18 protein-coding genes are annotated in these 23,032 nt (G+C 63.9%); 11 read left to right on the forward strand and 7 right to left on the reverse strand.

The window, feature by feature from the left end; all coding sequences use genetic code 11:
• The first annotated feature begins 63 nt into the window (after positions 1–63).
• Positions 64–1,431, forward strand: coding sequence for an NAD(P)-dependent oxidoreductase (locus APH35_RS14580; protein ID WP_060515027.1), 1,368 nt, complete (start codon positions 64–66; stop codon positions 1,429–1,431).
• Positions 1,432–2,706, forward strand: a complete 1,275-nt coding sequence (gene preA / locus APH35_RS14585) for an NAD-dependent dihydropyrimidine dehydrogenase subunit PreA (protein WP_012273242.1) — start codon at positions 1,432–1,434, stop codon at positions 2,704–2,706. It abuts the gene before it with no gap.
• Positions 2,707–2,881: 175 nt separating this feature from the next.
• Here preA and APH35_RS14590 read toward each other — a convergent pair whose 3' ends face one another.
• From APH35_RS14590 to gnd, 7 genes are all read right to left on the reverse strand, one after another.
• Positions 2,882–3,502 (reverse strand): TetR/AcrR family transcriptional regulator, encoded by a 621-nt coding sequence (locus APH35_RS14590; protein WP_012273243.1) that lies wholly within the window; start codon positions 3,500–3,502, stop codon positions 2,882–2,884.
• Positions 3,502–3,858, reverse strand: coding sequence for a VOC family protein (locus APH35_RS14595; protein ID WP_012273244.1), 357 nt, complete (start codon positions 3,856–3,858; stop codon positions 3,502–3,504). The genes APH35_RS14590 and APH35_RS14595 overlap by 1 nt, the downstream gene beginning before the upstream one ends.
• 59 nt (positions 3,859–3,917) lie before the next feature.
• Positions 3,918–4,205 (reverse strand): HigA family addiction module antitoxin, encoded by a 288-nt coding sequence (locus APH35_RS14600; RefSeq protein WP_060515028.1) that lies wholly within the window; start codon positions 4,203–4,205, stop codon positions 3,918–3,920.
• Positions 4,206–4,220: 15 nt separating this feature from the next.
• Positions 4,221–4,499, reverse strand: a complete 279-nt coding sequence (locus APH35_RS28370; RefSeq protein ID WP_082425804.1) for a type II toxin-antitoxin system RelE/ParE family toxin — start codon at positions 4,497–4,499, stop codon at positions 4,221–4,223.
• 116 nt (positions 4,500–4,615) lie between these two features.
• The gene (locus APH35_RS14605; protein WP_060494000.1) at positions 4,616–6,412 is read right to left on the reverse strand and encodes a glycoside hydrolase family 15 protein; all 1,797 of its coding nucleotides are present in this window, start codon (positions 6,410–6,412) and stop codon (positions 4,616–4,618) included.
• A 144-nt stretch (positions 6,413–6,556) separates the two neighbouring features.
• The gene (gene zwf / locus APH35_RS14610; RefSeq protein WP_060494001.1) at positions 6,557–8,062 is read right to left on the reverse strand and encodes a glucose-6-phosphate dehydrogenase; all 1,506 of its coding nucleotides are present in this window, start codon (positions 8,060–8,062) and stop codon (positions 6,557–6,559) included.
• Entirely contained in the window at positions 8,059–9,075 is a 1,017-nt protein-coding gene (gene gnd / locus APH35_RS14615) for a phosphogluconate dehydrogenase (NAD(+)-dependent, decarboxylating) (RefSeq protein WP_223296387.1), read from the reverse strand. The genes zwf and gnd overlap by 4 nt, the downstream gene beginning before the upstream one ends.
• A gap of 171 nt (positions 9,076–9,246) precedes the next feature.
• Here gnd and APH35_RS29045 point away from each other — a divergent pair, with 171 nt between their 5' ends.
• The 9 genes from APH35_RS29045 (at position 9,247) to APH35_RS14655 (ending at position 22,951) form a co-directional block, all read left to right on the forward strand.
• Positions 9,247–9,414, forward strand: a complete 168-nt coding sequence (locus APH35_RS29045) for a DUF6026 family protein (protein WP_012273250.1) — start codon at positions 9,247–9,249, stop codon at positions 9,412–9,414.
• A gap of 535 nt (positions 9,415–9,949) precedes the next feature.
• Positions 9,950–11,509: a glycogen synthase GlgA gene (gene glgA, locus APH35_RS14620; RefSeq protein WP_012273251.1), complete on the forward strand. Its 1,560-nt coding sequence runs from the start codon at positions 9,950–9,952 to the stop codon at positions 11,507–11,509.
• 14 nt (positions 11,510–11,523) lie between these two features.
• On the forward strand, positions 11,524–13,266 hold the full coding sequence (gene treZ / locus APH35_RS14625) for a malto-oligosyltrehalose trehalohydrolase (protein WP_060494002.1): 1,743 nt from the start codon (positions 11,524–11,526) through the stop codon (positions 13,264–13,266).
• Positions 13,263–15,332 (forward strand): 4-alpha-glucanotransferase, encoded by a 2,070-nt coding sequence (gene malQ / locus APH35_RS14630; RefSeq protein ID WP_012273253.1) that lies wholly within the window; start codon positions 13,263–13,265, stop codon positions 15,330–15,332. The genes treZ and malQ overlap by 4 nt, the downstream gene beginning before the upstream one ends.
• Positions 15,329–18,103, forward strand: a complete 2,775-nt coding sequence (locus APH35_RS14635; protein WP_060515029.1) for a malto-oligosyltrehalose synthase — start codon at positions 15,329–15,331, stop codon at positions 18,101–18,103. The genes malQ and APH35_RS14635 overlap by 4 nt, the downstream gene beginning before the upstream one ends.
• A gap of 14 nt (positions 18,104–18,117) precedes the next feature.
• On the forward strand, positions 18,118–18,384 hold the full coding sequence (locus APH35_RS14640; protein WP_012273255.1) for a DUF2934 domain-containing protein: 267 nt from the start codon (positions 18,118–18,120) through the stop codon (positions 18,382–18,384).
• 151 nt (positions 18,385–18,535) lie between these two features.
• Positions 18,536–20,689, forward strand: a complete 2,154-nt coding sequence (glgX, locus tag APH35_RS14645) for a glycogen debranching protein GlgX (RefSeq protein WP_060515030.1) — start codon at positions 18,536–18,538, stop codon at positions 20,687–20,689.
• 72 nt (positions 20,690–20,761) lie between these two features.
• A complete protein-coding gene (locus tag APH35_RS14650; RefSeq protein ID WP_012273257.1) occupies positions 20,762–21,556 on the forward strand; it encodes an endonuclease/exonuclease/phosphatase family protein in 795 nt (264 codons plus the stop codon).
• Positions 21,557–21,874: 318 nt separating this feature from the next.
• A complete protein-coding gene (locus APH35_RS14655) occupies positions 21,875–22,951 on the forward strand; it encodes an autotransporter domain-containing protein (protein ID WP_012273258.1) in 1,077 nt (358 codons plus the stop codon).
• Positions 22,952–23,032: the final 81 nt, after the last annotated feature.

Raw genomic sequence — 23,032 nt, forward strand, 5'->3', positions numbered from 1 at the left:
GCGGCCCCAAAACCCATCGCATTACCTGTCGCCTGCCCCATAAAAAATAGAGAGGCTACACCCGTGATCGACGCCCTGAACCATTTGCCGCGCCCCCGGGCCGGCGCCGACCAGTTGGCCGAGCGCTTCAGCGACCTGGCCCCACCCCTCACCGCCCGCCAGGCCGCCGTCGAAAGTGCACGCTGCCTGTACTGCTACGACGCCCCCTGCGTCAACGCGTGCCCCAGCGACATCGACATCCCCTCGTTCATCCACCGCATCAGCGACGAAAACCTGCAAGGCGCCGCCGAGCGCATTCTTTCGGCCAACATCCTCGGCGGCAGCTGCGCCCGCGTGTGCCCCACCGAAATCCTTTGCCAGCAAGCCTGCGTGCGCAACAACGCCCAGGAATGCGCACCGGTGCTGATCGGCCAGTTGCAGCGCTACGCGCTGGACAACGCCCAATTCAGCGAACACCCGTTCAAGCGCTCGCCCGCCACTGGCAAGCGCATTGCCGTGGTCGGCGCCGGCCCTGCCGGGCTGTCCTGCGCCCACCGGCTGGCGATGCACGGGCATGACGTGGTGGTGTTCGAGGCCAGCGACAAGTCCGGCGGCCTCAACGAGTACGGCATCGCCCGCTACAAGCTGGTGGATGACTACGCCCAGCGCGAAGTGGAGTTCCTGCTGGGCATTGGCGGTATTGAAGTTCGCCATGGCCAGCGCCTGGGCGGCAACCTCAGCCTGGGTGAACTGCGCGACCAGTACGACGCAGTGTTCCTGGGCCTTGGCCTGAATGCCGTGCGCCAGCTGGGGCTGCCCGATGAAGAAGCCCCCGGCGTGCTCGCCGCCACCGAATACATCCGCGAGTTGCGCCAGGCCGATGACCTGAGCCAGCTGCCATTGGCCGACCGCTGCCTGGTGATCGGTGCCGGCAACACCGCCATCGACATGGCCGTGCAAATGAGCCGCCTGGGTGCCCGCGACGTCAACCTGGTGTACCGCCGTGGCCACGCCGACATGGGTGCCACCGGCCACGAGCAGGACATCGCCAAGGCCAACCAGGTGCGCCTGCACACCTGGGCCCGCCCTGATGCTGTGCTGCTCGATGACGCCGGCAAGGTGCGCGGCATGCGCTTTGCCCGCACCGAACTGGCGGACGGCCGCCTGCGCGACACCGGCGAAACCTTCGAGTTGGCCGCCGACGCCATCTTCAAAGCTATCGGCCAGCGCTTCGACGAGGCCAGCCTTGGCGACCCGGTGGCCGCACAACTGGCCCGCGACGGCGAACGTATCCGCGTTGATGAAACGATGCAAACCAGCCTGCCGGGCGTGTACGCAGGCGGCGACTGCACCGCGCTGGGCCAGGACCTCACCGTCCAGGCGGTGCAACACGGCAAGCTGGCCGCCGAAGCCATCCATGCCCAACTCATGCTCAACGTGGAGGCAGCGTAAATGGCCGACTTGTCTATCGTATTCGCCGGCATCAAGGCACCCAACCCGTTCTGGCTGGCCTCCGCACCGCCAACCGACAAGGCCTACAACGTGGTCCGCGCCTTCGAGGCCGGCTGGGGCGGCGTGGTCTGGAAAACACTGGGGGAAGACCCGGCGGCGGTCAACGTGTCGTCGCGCTACTCGGCGCACTACGGCGCCAACCGCATGGTGCAAGGCATCAACAACATCGAGCTGATCACCGACCGCTCGCTGGACATCAACCTGCGCGAAATCACCCAGGTGAAGAAGGACTGGCCCGACCGGGCGTTGATCGTCTCGCTGATGGTGCCCTGCGTGGAGGAGTCGTGGAAATTCATCCTGCCGCTGGTGGAAGCCACCGGGGCTGATGGCATCGAGCTGAACTTCGGCTGCCCGCACGGCATGCCGGAGCGCGGCATGGGCGCGGCGGTAGGCCAAGTGCCGGAATACGTGGAAATGGTCACCCGCTGGTGCAAAACCTACTGCGCGTTGCCCGTGATCGTGAAGCTCACGCCGAACATCACCGACATCCGCCAGTCGGCGCGCGCCGCCCACCGTGGTGGGGCCGATGCGGTGTCGTTGATCAACACCATCAACTCCATCACCAGCGTCGACCTGGACCGCATGGTGGCCCACCCCATCGTCGGTGACCAGAGCACCCATGGCGGTTACTGCGGCTCGGCCGTGAAGCCGATTGCCCTGAACATGGTGGCAGAAATCGCCCGCGACCCAGACACCCGTGGCTTGCCGATTTGTGGCATCGGCGGTATCGGCAACTGGCGTGATGCAGCGGAATTCATGGCCTTGGGCAGTGGCGCCGTGCAGGTCTGCACGGCGGCGATGCTGCATGGTTTCCGTATTGTCGAGGACATGAAGGACGGCCTGGCACGCTGGATGGACCAGCATGGGCACGCCAATATCGAGGCGTTCCGTGGCCAGGCGGTAGGGCACACCACCGACTGGAAGTACCTGGACATCAACTACAAGTCGGTGGCGCATATCGACCAGGAGGCCTGTATCGGCTGTGGGCGCTGCCACATTGCGTGTGAGGATACCTCGCACCAGGCGATTGCCAGCACGCTCAAGGCTGACGGTACCCATGCGTACAACGTGATCGAAGAGGAATGCGTGGGCTGCAACCTGTGCCAAATCACCTGCCCGGTTGAAAACTGCATCGAGATGGAGGCGCAGGATACCGGCAAGCCATACCTGAACTGGACGCAGGACCCACGCAACCCCTACCGCGAGGCCAGTTGAAGCAAGCTGCTACCGCACCGACTACCCCCGTGTAGGAGCGGCCTTGTGTCGCGAAAGGGCCGCAGAGCGGCCCCAGCAATCTTCGCAACGATGCAGAAATCCGGGGGCCGCTTAGCGGCCCTTTCGCGACACAAGGCCGCCCCCACAAAGGACCGAGCCAGCCCGCAACAGCGGTTCACGGCTGTAGCCCAATCCCCCGCAAGATCACGCTGGTCACCGTCTGCACCGCACTCTCGAACGCCATGTCCGACAGCACCTCGCCGCCGTTGAGCAACTGCACCTGGTAGCCAAAGTCGGCATAGTGCTGGGTAGAGGCCCAGATCATGTACAACAGCGCCGACGGCTCCACCGGCAGGATGCGCCCCTCCTCCACCCAGCGGCGGATCTTGGCTTCTTTCAACTTGGCCCAAGGCACAAGGCTGTCATCCAGGTTCACCCCCAGCACCGGCGCCCCGTGCAGCATCTCTTCGGCCCAGATCTTCGAGCCCAGCGGCCGCGAACGCGAATGGCCCATCTTCGCCCGGATGTAGCTGGTCAGCACCACGCGTGGGTCGTCGAAGTTCTCGAAGCACAGTGCATCCTGCTTCCAAACATCCAGCAGGTCCTGCAAAACCGCGCGGAAAAGCTCGTCCTTGGTGCTGAAGTAATAATGCAGGTTGGAGCGCGGCAGCTCCGCCTGCTCGGCGATATCGCCCATGGAGGTGGCGCCGTAGCCCTTCTCAGCGAACACCTTCTCCGCCGCCTGCAGGATTTTCTCGATGTTGCGTCGGCGAATTTCGATCTTGTGGTTGGCCATCAGGCTTGGGCCGTCCACACGGCCAGTTCGTAACCGTCCGGGTCGATGAAATGAAAACGCCGCCCGCCAGGGAAGGCAAAGGTCGCCCGGCTGATTTTCGCCCCGGCCGCTTCGACCCGTTGCTGCGTGGTGTCAAGGTCATCGGCGTACAAAATCACCAACGGCCCGCCCGGGCGCACCGGCTCACCCGTGGTGAAACCACCCGTAAGGCGGCCGTCGCTGAACTCGGTGTATGTTGGCCCGTAGTCGGCGAAGACCCAGCCGAACACGCTGCCATAAAAGGCCTTGCTACGTGCGATGTCGCTGACATTGAACTCGATGTTGTCGATCTGCCGATCCGTACCGCGAATGCCCATGTGTGCTCCGTGCCGAAGGGGTTTGGCCTAGTCTACTCCGGTCGTTTCACACTTTTACATCAGGCGGCCTGAAACAACCGGGTAATCACAGGTTGCTGTCGGTGACGCGCATGCCAGATATCGTAATCAGCCTGAATGGCCAACCACAGGCGGGCGGTGCTGATACCCGCCATCTCCAGGCGTATCGCCAGGTCCGGAGAAATCGCCGCGCGGCCGTGCAATACCCGCGACAGTGCTTCGCGAGAGAACCCAAGATGCGACGCGAACGCCTTCACCGTCAGACCTAACGCGGGCAGAACATCTTCACGCAGGGTTTCACCGGGATGTGGCGGATTATGCAAAGGCATGATCAGTTTTCCTTTTCAGTGGTAATCAAGGTAATCGACCAGTTCGACATCCGAACCCACGAAGCGAAAAGTCAGCCTCCAGTTACCGGAAACACTGACTGACCAGAAATCCGATAACGCTCCTTTGAGCGGATGCAACTGCCAGCCTGGTACGTTCAAATCCTGCGCAGCCATGGCGCGGTCAAGGAACTGGAGTTGCCGTTTTAAACGCCTTGCGTGAGGGGCCTGAATCCCTCGGGTGTTACCCGTTTCATGGAAAACTCGCAGTCCCTTGTGCCGAAAACTGATGATCATGGGTAGCTCGCCGCGTCCATTTGGGAGACGAACCAAGTGTGACCCCATGCATCACACGAAGCAAAATATCATATGTGACGCAATGCGTCACACACTGTTTACCAATGGTAACGACGCTATCCACAACGTGCCCTGTCTCGCACCGGACACTGTGCGCGGTGCAGGTTCAGGGCGGTGTTGATGATGCCAATATGGCTAAACGCCTGGGGGAAGTTGCCGAGCATGCGCTGGCCCGCCGGGTCGTACTGTTCGGCCAGTAGGCCGAGGTCGTTGCACAGGCCGGTCAGGCGTTCGTACAAGGCCTGCGCTTCTTGCTGGCGCCCCAGCAACACGTAAACATCGGCCAGCCAGAACGAACACACCAGGAAGGTGCCCTCACCCGGGGTCAAGCCGTCGCTGCAGCTGTCGCTGTCGTAGCGCAGCAGCAGGCCGTTTTTCAATAGCCGCTGTTCTATCTGTGCCAGCGTGCGCAGAAAGCGTGGGTCATCTGCTGGCAGGAAGCCGGTCAGGGCAATCTGCAACAGGCTGGCGTCCATTTCGCTTGAACCATAAGCCTGGACAAAGTATTTGCCGCTGGCGTCCAGGCCGTTCTCGCACACTTCGCGGTGAATCTCGTCAGCCACCTGGCGGTAATGCTGCCCGCGCTCGCGGCCCTCTTCAGTGGTGTCGGCCAGCCCCGCAGCACGGTCGAAGGCGACCCAGGCCATCACCTTGGAATGCACAAACTGCTGCCGGCCGCCACGCACCTCCCAGATGCCTTCGTCCGGCTCACGCCAGATGCGCTCGACGTAGGGCAGAATCAATCGGGAGATGGCGGCGCTGCGTGGGTGACGCGGCAAGCCGCCTTTGATCGCCTGGCTCATGGCATCGGCCAGTTCGCCATAGATGTCCAATTGCATCTGCTGCGAGGCAGCATTGCCGACTCGCACGGGTTGCGAATGTTCGTAACCGGCCAGCCACGGCAAGGTGTACTCCTGCAGGTCGCGCTCACCGGCCAGGCCGTACATGATCTGCATCTGCTCGGGGTTGCCGGCTACCGAGCGCAGCAGCCACTCACGCCAGGCCTGGGCCTCGTCGAAGTAGCCGAGGTTCATAAAGGCCAGCAGGGTCATGGTGGCGTCGCGCAGCCAGCAGAAACGGTAGTCCCAGTTGCGCTCCCCGCCCACACGCTCGGGCAACGAAGTGGTGACGGCGGCGACGATGCCGCCGGTGGGGGCATAGGTCATGGCCTTGAGGGTGAGCAGCGAGCGGCGCACCAGCGCAGTGTATGGGCCTACCTCTGGGCAACGGGCGGCGAAAGCCTGCCATTGGTCGACAGTTTGGGCCAAGGCCTGTTCGACATCGCAGTTGGGCTGCACCGACAAGTGCGAGGGTTGGTGGCGCAGGCTGAAGACGTGGCGCTGGCCCGTGCCGACGCGAAAGCGGGCAACCGTATGGTGGTCGCGGGCATGCGGGGGCACGGTGCTGCACAGGATCAGCCGGTCCGGGCCTGCCACGGCGCTGAGGGTCAGTGGGTCGAGCCGCTCGACCCAAGGCACGCTGCGACCGTAGTCGAAGCGCATGACCAGGTCCATTTCGAAGTTGGTTTCGCCAGACAGGCCTTCGACGATGCGTACCACCGAATTGACCTCACCCAGGGGCATGAAATCGAGCACGCGGGCCCGGCCAGTGGCCGTCACCCAGGTGGTTTCCAGTACCAAGGTATCGTCCAGGTATTGGCGGCTGCTGTGTTCGATCGGGTCGCAAGGAGATAGGCGCCAGCGGCCATTTTCTTCGTTGCCCAACAGGGCAGCGAATACCGCTGGAGCGTCGAAGCGCGGCAGGCACAGCCAGTCGAGCGAGCCATCGCGGCTGACCAGGGCGGCACTGCGGCAGTTGCCCAGCAGGGCGTAGTCTTCGATGTGGGCGGGCATTAAGTCTCCTTGGTGTGATCGCCTGTGCCGGCCCTTTCGCGGCTAAAGCCGCTCCCACAGGTATCGCATCGGCCCTAAGGGAAGTGGTATCCCTGTGGGAGCGGCTTTAGCCGCGAAAGGGCCGGCACAGAATTTACAAAAGTCTTACCCCAACCGGTGCCACTCGCGCTTGTCCCGCGCCAGCAATTCATTGCCCGCTTCGGGCCCATCTTCGCCGGCCGGGTAGCCATGCACATCGCCGCCCTGGGCCCAGGCATCGAGAAACGGCTGCACCGCTCGCCAGCCGTTTTCGATGTTGTCGGCCCGCTGGAACAGGGTCTGGTCACCGGTCAGGCAGTCGTAGATCAGCGTCTCGTAGCCGGTCGCCGGGGTCATCTTGAAGAAGTCCTTGTAGGCAAAGCCCAGCTCGACATTCTCCATCACCAGCTCCGGCCCGGGCCGCTTGGCCTGCAGGTCGAACCACATGCCTTCGTTGGGCTGGATCTGGATTTTCAGGTAGTTGGGCTTGGGCCGCTCCAGCTCCGACTCGCGAAACTGCGCATACGGCGCGGGCTTGAAGCAAATGGCGATCTCGGTGTCGCGCACGCTCATGCGCTTGCCGGTGCGCAGGTAGAACGGCACGCCGGCCCAGCGCCAATTGTCGATCATCACCTTCAGCGCCACGTAGGTTTCGGTCTGGCTCTCAGGCGCGACGTTGGCCTCCTGGCGGTAACCGGGCAGTTGCTTGCGCCCCTGCTTGCCGGCACTGTACTGGCCACGCACGGAGTTCTTCAGGGCCATTTTTGCCGACCATGGGCGGATGGCACCGACCACTTTGGCCTTTTCACCGCGTACCGCATCGGCGCCGAACGCGGCCGGCGGCTCCATGGCCACCATCGCCAGCAACTGGAACAGGTGATTGGGTACCATGTCACGCAAGGCGCCGGTGCTGTCATAGAACGCACCACGGGTCTCGACGCCGACGGTTTCTGCTGCGGTGATCTGCACATGGTCGATGTAGTGGTTGTTCCAGAACGATTCGAACAGGCCGTTGGAGAAGCGGCTGACCAGAATGTTCTGCACCGTTTCTTTGCCCAGATAATGGTCGATGCGGTAGATCTGCCGCTCGCCCATCACCTTCAGCAGGCAAGCGTTGAGCGCCTCGGCGCTGGCCAGGTCGGTGCCGAAGGGCTTTTCCACCACCACTCGGCGAAAGCCGCCGGCAGACTCGTCAAGCAAGCCGGCCTGCCCGAGGCGCTGCGCCACTTCGGGGAAGAAGCGCGGCGACGTGGCCAGGTAGAAGATGGCGTTGCCGTGGCTGGTCTTTTCGATGCGCTTGGCAATGGCTTGGTAAGTCGCCGGGTCGAGGAAGTCGCCTGTCTGGTAATCCAGGCGCTTGGCCAAGCGGGCCCAGAGCTTATCGTCGAGGCACTGGTCGCCGCCCTCGCGGCCTTTGTCACGCTCGCGCATGAACGCCTGCAGCCGCTCAGCGAAATCCGCGGCGCTGGCCGCGTTGTGGTCGACGCCGACGATGCGCAGGTTACGGTCCAGCAGGCCGTCGCGGCTGAGGTTATACAGCGCCGGCATCAGCAGGCGCTTGACCAGGTCGCCATTGGCGCCGAACAGGAACAGGGTACAAGGGGGTGCAGCGGGAATGGTCTGTTTGGTCATTCGGCTTTCTTCTCGACGTGGCCACCGAAGCCCAGGCGCATGGCCGAGAGAATCTTGTCACCATAAGTACCCTGCTGCTGGCGCGAGCGGAAGCGCGCGAACAATGCGCTGGACAACACCGGCACCGGCACCGCCTGCTCGACCGCAGCGTCGATGGTCCAGCGGCCTTCGCCACTGTCGGACACCGAGCCACTGAACTGCGACAGCTGCGGGTCGGCCACCAGCGCATCGGCGGTAAGGTCGAGCAGCCACGAGGTCACCACGCTGCCGCGCCGCCACACTTCGGCGATTTCGGCCACGTTCAGGTCAAAGCGCTGGTCTTCCGGCAGCTCGTCGCCGCCTTTGCTGCGCAGCAGGTCGAAGCCTTCGGCATAAGCCTGCATCAAGCCGTACTCGATACCGTTGTGCACCATTTTCACGTAGTGCCCGGCGCCAGGTGGGCCGGCGTGGATATAGCCGTGTTCGGCCCGCTGGTGCTCGCCGCTGCGGCCATGGGTACGCGGGATGTCACCCACGCCTGGCGCCAGCGCCTTGAACAGGGGTTCCAGGCGCTCGAACACGTCCTTTTCGCCACCGATCATCATGCAGTAGCCACGGTCCAGGCCCCATACGCCGCCGGAGGTGCCGACGTCCAGGTAATGCAGGCCGCGCTTGGCCAGTTCTGCGGCGCGGCGCATGTCGTCCTTGTAGAAGGTGTTGCCGCCGTCGATGATCGCATCGCCCGGCTCCAGCAGCTCGGCCAATTGGGCGATGGTTTGCTCGGTGGGCTCGCCGGCCGGCAGCATCACCCATACGGCACGCGGCGCTTTCAGCTTTTGTACCAGTGCACCGAGGTCGTGCGCGCCCTGGGCGCCCTCGCCCTCCAGCCCAGTGATGGCTTCACGGTTGCGGTCGTGTACCACGGTGCGATGGCCGGCGCGCATCAGGCGCCTTGCGATGTTGCCGCCCATGCGGCCCAGCCCGACGATTCCCAGTTGCATGAGCCGATGCTCCCCTTTCGAAATGGATGACAATACAGTCCAGCTGTTCAGATTAGTCCAGCATGCCGCCCGAGGGTTCAGCGACGAACGGCAAGACCACGATAAACAAAAAAGTTCCCAAGGCCTGCGAAAGAATTCAAAATGCGCCCCGCGTGAAGCGTCTACGCTTTGACTTGTCACCAGCCAAAACCGCGAGGTGTGCTCATGGGTACCTTGATGCCTGCAACCCCACCCCAGACACTCTATGTCTCCGTGCGCCGTGATGAGCTGCGTAAACTGAAGGACGAACGTGACCAACTGCGCCAACAGGTCGCCCAGCTGAACCTGCTGCTGGCGCAACAACGTGATGGCGATAAAGCTGTCAGCCTCTGATCTTCCCTTCCTCCAGTGGGGGCTGTAAGGCTCCCACCTGCTGATCTCCCCGACGTAGCTTTTTAATCCTCCACCAAGCACCAACTTGGTGCACGGCCCCCTGCTGGCCACAAATTGGCGCACCCGCCAAACACCCCCGACAAACCTTTTCACATCCAGTCACATACGCCAACGTTTGCGTCTATTCCGCACATAACAATAGTGACCAGCGGGTCACCTTTTTAGCACTTTCTCTCCTACACTCGGTTTTCGGCCCGCCATTTGCTCATCAGGAAGAGTGACCAAAATAAGTCGAACTTTCAGGAAAGCCGGCGGGTCATGAACAAAGAAGGCCAGACGCATTGGGCTACTCCCAATCCTCAGCCTACAACCCCAACCAGTCCAATCGCCTTCGGCCGGAGCGCCGATCGCGCTGTGCCTGCGCGCACGACCCTGGGGCAAGGAACGCACTACGCAGATTCAAAATTAGAGAGAACCAACACGAAACATCGCCACGGGTGCCAGCACCCGGCCAAGCATAGGGACGGAGAGAAGTATGATCAGTGCCGCTGTCGAGCCTCACGTAGATTCATTCAACCCGGACAACCGCGAGCCGCTCACCCCGGATTTCGCCACGACAGGCAAGGCACCCGGCGCCCAGCGCCAACACAACCCGAACATGCGCAAGATTCTGTTCGTGACCTCGGAAATCGCCGACCTGGTGAAAACCGGCGGCCTGGGCGACGTGTCCGCCGCGCTGCCCCGTGCCCTGGCGCACCTGCACGATGTACGGGTGCTCATCCCCGGCTACCGCCAGGTCATGGAAAGCGACAACCCGATCCATATCGTGGGTGAACTGGGCGGCCACGCGGCCCTGCCGCCGTGCAAGATCGGGCGCATGGACATGGCCGACGGCCTGGTCATCTACGTGCTGATCTGCCCCGAACTGTATCAACGCGACGGCACACCCTATGGTGCCAACAACGGCCGAGACTGGCCTGACAACCACATTCGCTTCGCTCGCCTGGGCCTGGCTGCCGCCGAAATCGCCGCTGGCGAAGGCAAGATCCACTGGACGCCGGAAGTGGTGCACGCGCATGACTGGCCCGCCGGCCTGGCCCCGGCCTACATGCACTGGCGCGGGCTGAGCACGCCCACCCTGTTCACCATCCACAACCTGGCCTACCAGGGAGTATATAGCCGCGGCTGCAGCCCAGAGCTGGCGATCCCCGACCACGCCATGCAGCAGGAAGGCATGGAGTTCTACGGCAAGTTGTCGTTCCTCAAGGCTGGGCTGGCCTACTCCAGCCACATCACCACGGTCAGCGCCACCTATGCGCGGGAAATCACCACCCCGGAATTCGGCTGCGGCCTGGACGGCTTCCTCGCCAGCAAGGCCCAGCAAGGCCTGCTAGGTGGCATCCCCAACGGTATCGACGAAAGCTGGGACTCGGCCACCGACAAGCACCTGCAGCACAACTTCAGCATCAACGATTGGGAAGGCAAGGCGCGCAACACCCATGAAGTGCGCGAGCTGTTCGGCCTGGAAGATTCCGAAGGCCCGCTGTTCGCCGTGGTCTCGCGGCTGGTCTATCAGAAGGGCCTGGACCTGACCCTGGGCGTGGCCGACTACATCGTCGAACAAGGTGGGCAGATCGCGATCATCGGCCGTGGCGAGCCGGAAGAAGAACAAGCCATGCGCGAACTGGCGCTGCGCCACCCAGGGCGTATCGGTGTGCGCATCGGTTTCAATGAAACCGATGCTCGACGGATGTTCGCGGGCAGCGACTTCCTGCTTATGCCGTCGCGCTACGAGCCTTGCGGCCTCAGCCAGATGTACGCGCAACGCTTCGGCTCACTGCCGGTGGCGCGCAATACAGGCGGCCTGGCCGACACCATCGAGTGCGGCGTCACGGGCTTCTTGTTCAACGAATCGACCGTCGAGAGCTACCGCCAGGCACTGAGCCGCGCCTTCTATGTATACGGCAAGAAGGACCTGCTCAACGCCATGCGCTGCCTTTCGATGACCCAGCCATTCAACTGGTGCCAGGCGGTGGAGCCCTACGCCCGCCTGTACGAGGACCTGGTCAAGCAGGCACAACTGAGCCACTACTGAGCGGGGGCTGGAAGATGCACAGGCATGGCGCACACTTGTTGGACGCCACGTCGGCGCGCTTCGCCCTCTGGGCACCCGATGCGCGCAGCGTGAGCGTTGAACTGGAACAGCAACCGGCCATCGAGCTGCTGCCCGGCGACGATGGCTGGTACACCGGCGTGGCCCCATGCCAGGCCGGTGACCGTTACCACTACCGAATCGACGGTGAATTGCTGGTGGCCGACCCGGCCTCACGCTACCAGCCCGACGGCGTACAAGGGCCAAGCCAGGTGGTGAATGTGGCCGGTTACGCCTGGCAACACCCGTGGCAAGGCCGGCCTTGGCATGAAGCGGTGATCCAGGAGGTGCATGTTGGCCTGCTCGATGGCTACGCCGGGGTAGCTCGGCAACTGCCGCGCCTGGCCGAACTCGGCATCAGCGCGATCGAACTGATGCCGCTGGGGCAGTTCCCCGGCGAACGCAACTGGGGCTACGACGGGGTGCTGCCCTACGCGCCGCAGAACACCTACGGCAGCCCCGAACAGCTGTGCGCACTGGTCGACCAGGCCCACGGCGAAGGGCTGATGGTATTGGTGGACGTGGTGTACAACCACTTCGGCCCCGACGGCAATTACCTGCACCAGTACGCCAGCCCGTTCTTCCGCGAAGACCGGCAGACGCCATGGGGCGCGGCCATCGACTTCCGCCGCCCGCAGGTGCGCGAGTACTTCATCCAGAATGCCCTGATGTGGCTGTGCGACTACCGCTGCGACGGCCTGCGCCTGGACGCCGTGCACGCCATCGACCAGCCGGACTTCCTCGTCGAACTGGCGCAGCGCGTACGCGCTGCAGTGGAACCTGGCCGCCAGGTGTGGCTGGTGCTGGAAAACGAGCACAACCAAGCCGGCCTGCTGGAACAAGGCTTCGACGCCCAATGGAACGACGACGGCCACAATGCCCTGCACGTGCTGCTGACCGGCGAAACCGAGGGTTACTACGCCGACTACCAGCAACGCCCCATCGACCAGTTGGCGCGCTGCCTTGGCGAAGGGTTCGTGTTCCAGGGCGAACCCAACCGGCATGGCACGCCACGCGGCGAACCCAGCGCGCATCTGCCGCCCAGTGCCTTTGTGTTGTTCCTGCAAAACCACGACCAGATCGGCAACCGCGCGCTCGGTGAACGCCTGACCCGCCTGTGCTCGCCACCGGCCCTGCGTGCGGCCACCGGCCTGCTGTTGCTGGCACCGATGATTCCGCTGCTGTTCATGGGCGATGACGACGGCAGCTGCCGGCCATTTCTGTTTTTCACCGATTTCCATGATGCGCTGGCCGATGCCGTGCGCGAAGGCCGCCGAGGTGAATTCGCCCACTTCACCGCGTTTGCCGACCCCGATCAGCGTGAGCATATTCCCGACCCCAACGCCGAGCAGACCTTCGAGTCTTCGCGCCCGCAAAACAAGGAGGTGATCGCCGGCTGGCACGGCCTGTACCAGCAGCTACTCGACCTGCGCCGCCGCCACGTCATCCCGCACTTGCCCGGCAGCCGTGCACTGGGCGCCGAGGTGCACGGCGACAAGGCGCTGACCGCACGCTGGCGGCTAGGCAATGGCAACACATTGCGCATCGACCTGAACCTGGCCGACACCGCGCAAGCCGTCGAGCTGCCCGCGCCACCCGCTCGGCTGTTCGACAGCAGCGACACCCGGCACCCGGATACCCACCTGGCTGCGTACAGCTGTGTGGTCAGCCTGCTTCCCCCTGCCCAGGAGCGCCTATGAGCGAAACCGCCCTGCACCGTCTGGCGACCCTCGTCGGGCTCAGCCGCGACTGGATCGACGCCAATGCCCGGCCTCAGCGTGTCAGCGACGAAGTGCTGCGCAATATCCTCGCAGGCCTTGGCCACCCAGCCAGCGATGACACGGCCATTGCCGCCAGCCTGCGTGCGGTGGAAGCCGCCGAGGACAGTGAGCACCTGCCGCCCTTGCTGACCGCCGAGCAGGGCCAACCGCTGGCGCTGGCGCGCTACTTCAGCGCCGCCAGCGTCGCCCACTGCACCCTGGAAGACCAGGCCTCGCTTACCCTGAGCCTTGACCAGCAGGCGCGTCTGCCCGGTGATCTGCCGATTGGCTACCATCAGGTAGAAATCGACAGCCGCCGCTTCACTGTGGCCATTGCCCCGCCACGCTGCCACAGCCTGGAAGACGATGTGCAACAACCACCACCACGCTGCTGGGGCCTGGCGGTGCAGCTGTACAGCCTGCGTCGCCCCGGCGATGGTGGCTACGGCGACTGCCTGGCACTGGAGCAGTTGGCACGCTCGGCAGCCGAGCGCGGCGCCGATGCCTTGGCCATCAGCCCAATCCACGCCTTGTCGGCCATCGACCAGGAACACTACAGCCCCTACTCGCCGTCCAGTCGCCTGCTGCTCAACACCCTGTACGCCAGCCCCGCGTCCTTGCTGGGTGAACGGGAGGTGCGCATGGCCATCGAAGCCTGCGGCCTGGAACAGCAACTGGAGGAGCTGGAGCAACGCCCATTGGTCGACTGGCCACGCGCCGCCAGCGCCCGCCTGCGCCTGCTAGAAGCGCTGTACCAGGGCTTCAGCCAAGGCAACCACCCGCTACGCAGCGATTTCGACAGCTTCCGCGCAGCCGGTGGCCAGGCGCTGGAACACCACTGTCGCTTCGAGGTGCTCCAGGCCCAGGCAGTCGAGCATGGCCTGGGCGCCGACTGGCGCAACTGGCCCAAGGCCTGGCACGACCCGTACCACCCGGAAGTGGAAGCCTTTGCCAGCGCCTACCCGGCCAAGGTCGAGTTCCATGCCTTTTGCCAGTGGCTGACCGAACGCGGCCTGCAGCGTGCCCACGAGGCAGCCCGTGGCAACGGCATGGCCGTGGGCCTGATCGCCGACCTGGCGGTGGGCGCCGACGGCGCCGGCAGCCAGGCTTGGAGCCGCCAGGATGAACTGCTGGCCGGCCTGAAAGTGGGGGCGCCGCCCGACATCCTCAACCGCGCCGGGCAGGACTGGGGTATCTGCGCCTTCTCGCCCGAGGGCCTCAAGCGCAACGGCTACCGCGCCTTCATCGAGATGCTGCGGGCCAACCTCGCCCACGCTGGCGGCCTGCGCATCGACCATGTGATGGGCCTTCGCCGGCTGTGGCTGATCCCGCAGGGGGCAAAGCCCAGCGAAGGCGCCTACCTCAATTACCCGCTGGACGACCTGTTGCGCCTGTTGGCGCTGGAATCGGTGCGCCACCAGGCGATCATTCTTGGCGAAGACCTGGGCACCGTACCCGATGGCCTGCGCGAGACACTGGCCGAAAAAGCCGTGCTGGGCATGCGCGTGCTGCCCTTCGAGCAGACCCAGCCCGGCCAGTTCAAGCCGATTCTCGACTGGCCGGACAACGCCCTGGCCACCACGGGCACCCATGACCTCGCGCCATTGGCCGGCTGGCTGGAAAACCGCGACATCGACTGGAGCCAGCGCTTGCAACTGATCGACGCCGCTACCGAGCTGCACTGGCGCCACGACCGCCAGAAAGAACATGACGGCCTGCGCCGCACCCTGGAGGCCAACTACGGCGAGCTGAAGGACAATGACGCGGTAATCGACGCCGCCATCCGCTACGTTGGCCATACCCGCGCACCGCTGGTGCTGGTGCCGCTGGAAGACTTGCTGGGTTGCGACGAGCAGCCCAACCTGCCGGGGACCACCAGCGGCCACCCCAATTGGAGGCGGCGCTTCGCCCAGCCAGTGCGCGAGCTGCTCGACGACGAGCACGCCGCCCGCCGCCTGGAGCTGCTGGCCCAGGCCCGCGAACAAGCCTGGGAGCGTGACCGATGAAGCCACTGACCGCGACCCTGCGCCTGCAATTTCACAGTGACTTCACCCTTGATCACGCCGTGCCGCTGGTACCGTACTTCGCTCAATTGGGCATCAGCCACCTGTATGCCTCGCCTATCCTCAAGGCCCGCGCGGGCTCGCGCCATGGCTACGACGTGGTCGACCCTACCTGCGTGAACCCGGAGCTTGGCGGCGAGGCGGCACTGCAGCGGCTGGTCGCCGCCCTGCGCCAGCATGGCATGGGGCTGATCCTTGACACTGTGTCCAACCATATGGCCGTGGGCGGTGCCGACAACCCTTGGTGGCAAAGCCTGTTGGCCTGGGGCCGGCGCAGCCCGTATGCGGAGTTCTTCGACATCCAGTGGCACTCCAGCGACCCGCTGCTGGCCGGGCAACTGCTGTTGCCGTTTCTCGGCAGCGACTATGGCGTGGCGCTGAAGAACGGCGACATACCGCTTGAATTCGACAAGCAGCAAGGCACGCTGCAAATCGCCCATTACGATCACCGCTTCCCAATCTGCCCGGTCGACTATGGCTGGATTCTCGCCCTCAGCCCAGAGCCGGCACTCAAGGCCCTGGCCGAGCACTTCACGGCATTGGCCGAATCGACCACCCCACTGGCCGATTCCCTTGCGCTGCACACCGAACTGGCACGCTTGGTGCGCGAAGGTGCCGACTTGGAATCAGCGCTAGTGGCATTCGACAGCCGCGCCGAAAATGGTTTCAAGCGCCTGCACCTGCTGCTGGAGCGCCAGACCTACCGCCTGGCCAGCTGGCGCACCGCCGCCGACGACATCAACTGGCGGCGCTTCTTCGACATCAACGAGCTCGGAGGTCTGAGGGTGGAGCGCGCAGTGGTGTTCGAGGCCACCCACGCCAAGCTGTTCGAACTGATCGAACGCGGCCTGGTGGACGGCCTGCGCATCGACCATATCGACGGCCTTGCCGACCCGCGCGGCTATTGCCGCAAACTACGCCGACGGGTCGATGGCCTGCTGGCACAGCGGCCGCTGAGTGCAGCACTGGAGCACTTCCCGATCTACGTGGAGAAGATTCTTGGCGCTGACGAGCACCTGCACCGCGACTGGCTCACCGACGGCACCACCGGCTACGAGTTCATGAACCAGGTGTCGCTGCTGCAACACGACCCGGCCGGCGAAGCGCCGCTGAGCGAGCTGTGGGCCAACCTCAGCGAGCGCCCGGACTTCCCCGAAGAAGTGCGCCAGGCCCGTCACCTGGTACTCAACGCCAGCCTGGCCGGTGACTGCGAATCGGTGGCCCTGGCCCTGCTGCAAGTGGCACGCAACGACCTGATGACCCGCGACCTGACCCTGGGCGCGATTCGCCGGGCCTTGCAGGCGCTGGTGGCGCATTACCCTGTCTACCGTACCTACTTCAACGCCTGCGGGCGCCCGGCTGAAGACGAAAGGTTTTTCCAGCAGGCGCTGGTCAACGCCCGGCAAGACCTTGGCGAAGCCGACTGGCCACTGCTGGAACAACTTGAACGATGGCTGGGCGGGCAAGCCTGGCGTCACCTGCCACCGGGCCGCGCCCGCAAGCAGCTGCGCCATGCCTGCGTGCGTTTCCAGCAACTGACCGCGCCCAGCGCCGCCAAAGCCGTGGAAGACACCGCCTTCTACCGCAACGCGCGGCTGCTGTCGCGCAATGACGTGGGCTTCGAGGCCGAGCATTTCAGCGCAGCACCTGCGCACTTCCACAACGAAGCCCAGCGGCGCCTGCGCGACTTCCCCGACAACCTGCTGGCCACCGCCACCCACGACCACAAGCGCGGTGAAGACACCCGAGCGCGCTTGGCCGTACTCAGCGAGCGCGGGCCGTGGCTGGCCAGTCGGGTGGAGCATTGGCGTGAATTGGCTGCCCCCTTGCGCACACTGCTGGACGACGGCCCAGCACCCAGCCCTGGCGACGAGCTGATGCTCTTGCAGACCTTGCTCGGCAGCTGGCCGCTAGCGCTCGACCTGCAGGACACGGGCGGCCTGCGCACATACGCCGAGCGCATTCGCCAATGGCAGCAGAAGGCCCTGCGCGAAGCCAAGTTGCGCAGCAGCTGGAATGCACCGAACGAAGCCTATGAAAGCGCCTGCACCCGCTATGTCGATGGCCTGCTGCTGGACAGCGAGAACCAGCAACTGCGCAAGTCCGTGGCCGATGCCGCACAACTGCTGGCCTGCCCAGGCGCCCTCAACGGCCTGGTCCAAACCCTGCTGCGCATGACAACCCCAGGCGTGCCCGACCTGTACCAGGGCAATGAATACTGGGACTTCAGCCTGGTCGACCCGGATAACCGCCGCGCCGTGGACTGCGCTTGCAGGCGTCGTACCCTCGACGACGCCACAGCGCCCGCCGAGTTGCTGACGCACTGGCGCGATGGCCGCATCAAGCAGGCCTTGATCGCCAAAGTGCTGGACTGCCGCCAGGCACACGCCGACTTGTTCCGCCGTGGTGCCTACCTGCCACTGAGCGTGCAGGGCCGGCACGCAGACAACGTGATTGCGTTTGCCCGCCTGGGAGAAGGCGAGCGGGCCGTCATCGTCGCGCCACGCCTGGCCAGTAGCCTGCTCGGTGGCGCCACAACCCCGTTGATCCCGGCACAGAACTGGGACGACACCCGGCTGGTATTGCCGTTTGCCTTGTCAACTGCCAACTCGACGGGACTTTTCCCCTGTGCGGCGGTCAGCTCTTCCAAGGAGCTGATGTTGAGCGCCGTGCTGGCGGAGTTTCCGGTCAACCTGTTGATACAACAATCTTGAGCATCAGGAGCGTCATGATGAGTGTCGATGAAAAGCGTATTCGCGAATTTGCCTACCAGATATGGGAGTCCGAAGGTAAACCCGCCGGCCAGGAAGACCGCCACTGGGATATGGCGCGCAAGTTGGCCGAGGCTGAAGCCTTGGCACCCAAGGCGGCGCCACGCAAACGGGCACCGGCCAAGCCCAAGCCACCTGCCGAACCCAAGGTGGCCGCGCTGCCAGGGGTTAAACCGGCTGCGGCGAAAAAGCCCAGGGCGGTGAAAAAGCCTTCTGCTGGTTAAGCCTGTACTGGCCTCTTCGCGGGTAAACCCGCTCCCACAGGTACTGCACGGCTTTCAGCACCGGTGATGAACCTGTGGGAGCGGGTTTACCCGCGAAGAGGCCGGGGCAGGACTGCACAATCCCCTCCACCACGGCCATACGAGGACCGCCATGAGCCCCCGCACCCCAAAGAAAACCCGCTCGGTCGCACCGTCGCGCATCCGCGAAGGCATGCCCTTTCCCCTCGGTGCCACCTGGGATGGCCTTGGGGTTAACTTCGCCCTGTTCTCGGCCAACGCCACCAAGGTCGAGCTGTGCCTGTTCGATTCCACCGGCGAACAGGAAATCGAGCGCATCGAGCTGCCCGAATACACCGACGAGATCTACCACGGCTACCTGCCCGACGCTCACCCTGGCCTGGTCTATGGCTACCGGGTATACGGCCCGTACGAGCCGGAAAACGGCCACCGCTTCAACCCCAACAAACTGCTGATCGACCCCTATGCCAAGCAACTGGTCGGCAGCCTGAAATGGTCCGAAGCGCTGTTTGGCTACACCATCGGCCACCCCGATGGCGACCTGTCGTTCGACGAGCGCGACAGTGCGCCCTTCGTCCCCAAGTGCAAGGTGATCGACCCGGCCTTCACCTGGGGCCGCGACCAACGCGTGCTGATCCCCTGGGAACGCACGATCATCTACGAGGCGCACACCCGTGGCATCAGCATGCGCCACCCGGCGGTACCGGAAGCGCTGCGCGGCACTTTTGCCGGCCTGGCCAATGACGAACTGCTCAAGCACATCAAGGACCTGGGCGTCTCCAGCATCGAGCTGCTGCCGATTCACGCCTTCGTCAACGACCAACACCTGCTGGACAAAGGCCTGAACAACTACTGGGGCTACAACAGCATCGCCTTTTTCGCCCCGCACCCGCGCTACCTGGCCAGCGGCAAGATTGCCGAGTTCAAGGAAATGGTCGCCCACCTGCACGACGCCGGGCTCGAGGTGATCCTGGACGTGGTCTACAACCACACCGCCGAAGGCAACGAGCGCGGCCCGACCCTGTCGATGCGCGGTATCGACAACGCCTCGTACTACCGCCTGATGCCGGACGACAAGCGCTACTACATCAACGATTCCGGCACCGGCAACACCCTGGACCTGAGCCACCCCTGCGTGCTGCAGCTGGTCACCGATTCGCTGCGTTACTGGGCGGGTGAAATGCACGTTGACGGCTTCCGCTTCGACCTGGCGACCATCCTTGGCCGCTACCACGACGGCTACAGCGAGCGTCATGGCTTCCTCGTCGCCTGCCGCCAGGACCCGATGCTGAGCCAGGTCAAGCTGATTGCCGAGCCCTGGGACTGCGGCCCCGGCGGCTATCAGGTGGGTAACTTTGCCCCTGGCTGGGCGGAATGGAACGACCGCTTCCGCGACACCGCACGCGCCTTCTGGAAAGGCGATGAAGGCCAACTCGCCGATTTTGCCGCACGCTTGACCGCCTCGGGCGACATGTTCAACAACCGTGGGCGGCGGCCGTATTCCTCGGTCAACTTCATCACCGCCCACGATGGTTTCACCCTGCGCGACCTGGTGTCGTACAACCACAAGCACAACGAAGACAACGACGAGAACAACCAGGACGGCACCGACAACAACCTGTCGTGGAACTGCGGCGTCGAAGGGCCGACCGACGACCCGGGGATCAATGCCCTGCGCATGCGCCAAATGCGCAACTATTTCGCTACCCTGCTGCTGGCCCAGGGCACGCCGATGATCGTCGCCGGTGACGAATTCAGCCGCACCCAGCACGGCAACAACAACGCCTACTGCCAGGACAGCGAGATCGGTTGGGTGAACTGGGACCTGGATCAGCAAGGCGAAGAGCTGCTGGCCTTCGTCAAGCGCCTGACCCGTCTGCGCCTGGCCTACCCGGTGCTGCGCCGCTCACGTTTCCTGGTGGGCGATTACAATGAGGCGATCGGGGTCAAGGATGTGACTTGGCTGGCGCCGGATGGTAGCGAGATGACTGTGGAGCAGTGGGAAGACCCGCACGGGCGCTGCCTGGGCATGCTGATCGATGGCCGCGCACAGGTCAGCGGCATCGCCCGGCCGGGCGCCGAGGCCACGGTGCTGCTGATCGTCAATGCCCACCATGACATCGTGCCTTTCAATTTGCCGTCCGTGCCTGAAGGCGAGTACTGGAGCTGCCTGGTGGATACCGACCGGCCAGAGTTACGCAAAGGGCAGCATTTGCAGTTCGACAGCACGTTCGAGGTCAAGGGGCGGTCGATGCTGCTGATGGTGCTGCAGCGCGACGAGGAGTGAACCTGAGTAACTGGCGCATGTCCGTTATCTGTAGAAGCGGCCTTGTGTAAACCCATTGTTCGAGGAGTTACCGTGGACCCCGAAGCCGGCAGTGAAGGTTTCGCCAGCATCAACCAGGCCCCGGCCGTAAAACGCCTGCGGGTGCTGACGGTGAATACCCACAAGGGCTTCACCGCCTTCAACCGGCGCTTCATCCTGCCGGAACTGCGCGAGGCGGTGCGCAGCACCCAGGCCGATATCGTCTTCCTCCAGGAAGTGCTCGGTAGCCACGACCGCCACGCCGCCCGTTACCCCGGCTGGCCACAGACTTCGCAGTACGAATTCCTGGCGGACAGCATGTGGAGCGACTTCGCCTATGGCCGCAACGCGGTTTACCCCGACGGCCATCACGGCAATGCACTGCTGTCCAAATACCCGATCATCGAGCACCGCAACCTTGATGTGTCAATCACCGGGCCAGAGCGCCGTGGCCTGTTGCACTGCGTGCTGGATGTACCGGGGCAAGGCCAGGTACACGCGATCTGCGTGCACCTGTCGTTGCTGGAAAGCCACCGGCAAAAACAGCTGCAACTGCTGCGCAAATTGCTGGACGCCTTACCCGCCGATGCCCCGGTGATCATCGCCGGCGACTTCAACGACTGGAAAACCCACGGCAACCGCACGCTCGGCCTGCAACGCGACTTGCACGAGGCATTCGAGCGCCACCATGGGCACCTCGCCCGCACCTACCCTGCCCGCCTGCCGCTGCTGCGCCTGGACCGCATCTACCTGCGTAACGCCGAAAGCCATGGGCCGCGGATTTTGGGGCACAAACCTTGGTCGCACCTGTCAGATCACCTGCCGTTGGCGGTTGAAGTGCGCCTCTAGCAATCATTCTTCATAGCCAGGGCACGGCAAATAGCGAACCCCGCTATACCCTACTGTTTTGCTCAACAAAACAAGGGGTTGAGCATTACCACACAACATCAACACTTCCTTCACGCTTTCTTGACGCAAGCGGCCACCTCTCCTTAGCTGAACATTACCAAGTAGTAAAGATCTCGCGCCGGGCCTCTAGCTCGCGCCTTCGTGCGCGTTTGCGAAAGCCGGCGTGCTGGTTTGGGTCGCCCACTGTTTTTGCCGTACAGCTCGTGACAACAGGCCAGGTCCTCGGCCTGTACCCCACAAAAACAAAGGAGATCCGCCATGAAAAGCACCTCGAACCCCTTGCGCTTCGACAGCATTTTCTACGCGGTTTCCACGTCGCTGCTTCTGGCAACCCCGGTGGAAACTTTCGCGTACGAACTGCAGGATGACCCTATTTCGCCCGGCTTTCTGCAGCAGACAGCAGTGCCTCAGCTGTCGCTCGACCCGATCAGCGCCAGTGGCTTGAGCATCGGCACCCTGAACGCGTTCTCCCAAGCCATGACTGCACGTCACGGGCAGGCGGCACCGGACCTGGTCGCCAGCCAGTGGGCGCAGTTCTTCCCAACCACCTCGCGCAGTGTTTCACAGCCCCCAGACCAACTGGAGGCACCCAGCCAGCAACTGACAATCGGCCCGGACCTGTTCGTGCGTGAAACTGCAGCGGGCAATGTGCACCGCGCAGGGATTTTCGTGGGGCACAACAACCTGCAAAGCAGCTTCAACGGCATGCGCCCGCTGTTGGGCGACAAGCAGCGCAATGCCGTGAACCTGAGTGGGGAAAGCCTGGGCGTTTACTGGAGCATGACCCATGAACAGGGTTGGCACCTGGACGCCGTGGCCATGGGCTCGCGCATCGATGTGCTGGGCCGTGGCGAAAGCGGCCAACGACTGGACGACAGCGGCCACGCGATGACCTTCTCGGTGGAGGGCGGTTACCCGATCCGCCTGGGCGGCAACTGGGTGATCGAACCTCAGGCACAGTTGATAAATCAACAGTTCTTCCCTGGCAACCAGGTGCAGGAAGAGACCTTGCAGGCATTTGACAGCCAGCCAACCTGGAGCGGCCGTGTGGGTGCCAAATTGTCCGGGCGCTACGAAGTGCGTGGCATGCCCATCGAGCCCTATGTACGGACCAACGTGTGGTATGACTTCAGCAATGCCGATGAAGTGAAGCTGGACCAGGTCGACAAAATCTCCAGCTCGCGCTATTCGACCACGGTGGAACTGGGCTTGGGGCTGGTGGCACGGGTAACACCTTCAGTGGCCTTGTTCGTGAGTGCCGACTACAGCAGCGATGTGGATGACAATGACCTGAACGGGTTGATTGGCAGCCTTGGGGTGCGGATGCGGTGGTAGGCCTGTGCCATTGCTGGGGCCGCTGCGCGGCCCATCGCGACACAAGGCCGCTCCTACAGGGATCGCGTCAGCCTGTAGGAG

Origin of the sequence: Pseudomonas sp. NBRC 111132, assembly GCF_001320565.1 — a bacterium.
Classification (GTDB): Bacteria; Pseudomonadota; Gammaproteobacteria; order Pseudomonadales; family Pseudomonadaceae; genus Aquipseudomonas; species Aquipseudomonas putida_P.

Bases quoted from the DNA above. Each gene is read 5' to 3' on its own strand.
- preA (WP_012273242.1), top strand. From the start codon at position 1,432: ATGGCCGACTTGTCTATCGTATTCGCCGGCATCAAGGCACCCAACCCG.
- APH35_RS14590 (WP_012273243.1), bottom strand. From the start codon at position 3,502: ATGGCCAACCACAAGATCGAAATTCGCCGACGCAACATCGAGAAAATC.
- APH35_RS14595 (WP_012273244.1), bottom strand. From the start codon at position 3,858: ATGGGCATTCGCGGTACGGATCGGCAGATCGACAACATCGAGTTCAAT.
- APH35_RS14600 (WP_060515028.1), bottom strand. From the start codon at position 4,205: ATGCCTTTGCATAATCCGCCACATCCCGGTGAAACCCTGCGTGAAGAT.
- APH35_RS28370 (WP_082425804.1), bottom strand. From the start codon at position 4,499: ATGATCATCAGTTTTCGGCACAAGGGACTGCGAGTTTTCCATGAAACG.
- APH35_RS14605 (WP_060494000.1), bottom strand. From the start codon at position 6,412: ATGCCCGCCCACATCGAAGACTACGCCCTGCTGGGCAACTGCCGCAGT.
- zwf (WP_060494001.1), bottom strand. From the start codon at position 8,062: ATGACCAAACAGACCATTCCCGCTGCACCCCCTTGTACCCTGTTCCTG.
- APH35_RS29045 (WP_012273250.1), top strand. From the start codon at position 9,247: ATGGGTACCTTGATGCCTGCAACCCCACCCCAGACACTCTATGTCTCC.
- glgA (WP_012273251.1), top strand. From the start codon at position 9,950: ATGATCAGTGCCGCTGTCGAGCCTCACGTAGATTCATTCAACCCGGAC.
- treZ (WP_060494002.1), top strand. From the start codon at position 11,524: ATGCACAGGCATGGCGCACACTTGTTGGACGCCACGTCGGCGCGCTTC.
- malQ (WP_012273253.1), top strand. From the start codon at position 13,263: ATGAGCGAAACCGCCCTGCACCGTCTGGCGACCCTCGTCGGGCTCAGC.
- APH35_RS14635 (WP_060515029.1), top strand. From the start codon at position 15,329: ATGAAGCCACTGACCGCGACCCTGCGCCTGCAATTTCACAGTGACTTC.
- APH35_RS14640 (WP_012273255.1), top strand. From the start codon at position 18,118: ATGATGAGTGTCGATGAAAAGCGTATTCGCGAATTTGCCTACCAGATA.
- glgX (WP_060515030.1), top strand. From the start codon at position 18,536: ATGAGCCCCCGCACCCCAAAGAAAACCCGCTCGGTCGCACCGTCGCGC.
- APH35_RS14655 (WP_012273258.1), top strand. From the start codon at position 21,875: ATGAAAAGCACCTCGAACCCCTTGCGCTTCGACAGCATTTTCTACGCG.